A 2075-nucleotide genomic window follows, 5' to 3' on the forward strand; every position below is an offset into this window, starting at 1 on the left:
ACCATTTCGTTTTGCTTGATGATCCTGTCGATCTCGGCGTCGGCCTTTGCATCGTACCGCGCAAAAACGTCGGTGCTATAGCGCGTGTTCTGCGCTGCGCCCAGCTGCGAACCGGACTCGTCGCGCGTGTCGGCATCGACCGTCATCGACAGGCCGATACGCAGCGGATGCGCGGCGAGTTCGGCCGGATCGAGTTCGATGCGCACCGGTAGCCGCTGCACGATCTTGATCCAGTTGCCGGTGGCGTTCTGCGCCGGCAGCGTCGCGAACGCGCTGCCGGTGCCCGCCGAAAAGCCCTCGATACGCCCGTGATAGCGGGCGCGGCGGCCGTAGACGTCCGATGTGAGCGTGACCTTCTGGCCGATTCGCATGTGCTTGAGCTGCACTTCCTTGAAGTTGGCGTCGACCCATACGCCGTCGAGCGGCACGATCGCCATCAGCGGCGTACCGGGCGCGACGCGCTGGCCGACCTGAACCCGGCGCTGCGCGACGTAGCCGGTCACCGGCGCTGGCAAGGTATCGCGCGCATACGCGAGCCACGCGGTGCGCACTTTCGCGGCGGCGGCCTGCACGTCCGGATGCTGTTCGACCGTGGTGCGGTCGGTCAGCGCGTGGTTGGCTTCGCCCTGCTGGCGCGCGGCGTCGAGCGCGGCCTGCGCGACGCTGACCGCGTCGCGGGCGTGCGCGATGTCTTCGGCGGACACGGCGCCCGTGTCCGCCACGGCCTCGCGCCGGCGCAGGTCGTCGCGGGCTCGGGCCAGATCGGCTTCGCGCTGCGCGACGTTCGCCGCGTAGAAGTCGTTGTTCACATACAGGCCGGAGACGCGCCGCACGGTCTGGCCCAGCTGCGCTTCGGCATCGGCGAGCGCGAGCTTTGCATCGGCCGGATCGAGCGTGACGACGGGGTCGCCTTGCTTGACGATCTGCGTGTCGTCGGTGTTGACCGCGATCACCGTGCCGGTGACCTGCGGCGTCAGTTGCACGAGATTGCCGCTGACGTACGCGTCGTCGGTCTCTTCGTGATAGCGGCCCTCGGTGAAGTAGTACGCGCCGTACGCGGCGCTGCCGAGCAACACCGCGGCTCCGAGCAGCGCGATCAGGCGCTTGCGGCGTGCGGGCGGCGTGGCCTTGTTGTCGCCTTCGGGCGTGGCGGGCGCTTGCGCGCCGCTCTTGTGTTCGTCTTCCTGATCCGCCAGTTCGCGGTCGGTCGTGATCGAATCGCTCATTGCAGTTCTCCTGATAGGTTTCCGACGCGCCGTTCAACGCGCGGCGACCGCGGATTTGACTTGACTGGCGGGTGCGGCAGCGACATCCGCGTGATGATCGGTTTGTGCCGACGTATCGACATAGCCGCCGCCCAACGCCGACGCGAGCTGGATCTGCTGGTCGCGACGGTTCATCTTCAGATTGGCGATCGCCTCGTCGGCGTTCAGCGCGGTGACATCGGCATTGAGCACGGTCAGCTGGTTGGTCAGGCCGGCCTTGTATTGCGTGGTCGCGAGGCGATCGGCATCGCGCGCGGCCTGCTGCGCGGCTTGTGCATCGCCGAGCTGCGCGTCGCTCGCGCGAATCTGCGCGAGCTGCGTGGCCACGCCGCTGAGCGCGCCGATCAGCGTCTGGTTGTAGGTCGCCACCGCATAGTCGAACTCGGCGTAGCGGCCCTTCAACTGCGCGCGCAACTCGCCCCCGTCGAAGATCGGCAGATGAATCGCCGAGCCCACCGAAGCCGTGCGGCTCGCGGCGCTCAGGAAGCGGCCGAAGCCGAACGCGTCCAGACCGATCGCGGCGCTCAGGTTGATGTCGGGATAGAACTCGGCCTTCGCTTCCTTCACCTCATGCGTGATCGCCTCGACGCGCCAGCGCGCCGCGACGATGTCGGGCCGCCGGCCCAGCAGATCGGCCGGCAGGTTGTCCGGCAGGCGCACGTCGTCGCCTACGCCGAGCGTCGGCCGCGTGATCGCGAGTCCGCGGTCGGGACCCTTGCCAAGCAGCGCCGCCAGTTGATAGCGGGTGCTCAGGATGCTGCCGTCGAGCGCGCTGACGCGGGCACGGCTCGTCGACAGATTCGCGTCGGC

Annotated in this window: 2 protein-coding genes; both read right to left on the bottom strand. The window is 68.3% G+C overall.

All coding sequences use genetic code 11. The annotated features are described in order from the left end of the window. Positions 1-1226 (bottom strand): HlyD family efflux transporter periplasmic adaptor subunit (locus AB4Y34_RS41450; protein ID WP_368719256.1); only part of this gene is annotated, 1226 nt, incomplete at its 3' end. A gap of 33 nt (positions 1227-1259) precedes the next feature. Further along, a partial coding sequence (locus AB4Y34_RS41455) for an efflux transporter outer membrane subunit (RefSeq protein WP_368719257.1) occupies positions 1260-2075 on the bottom strand: 816 nt, incomplete at its 5' end.

Origin of the sequence: Paraburkholderia sp. BR10954 (assembly GCF_040965775.1) — a bacterium.
Taxonomy (GTDB): domain Bacteria; phylum Pseudomonadota; class Gammaproteobacteria; order Burkholderiales; family Burkholderiaceae; genus Paraburkholderia; species Paraburkholderia youngii.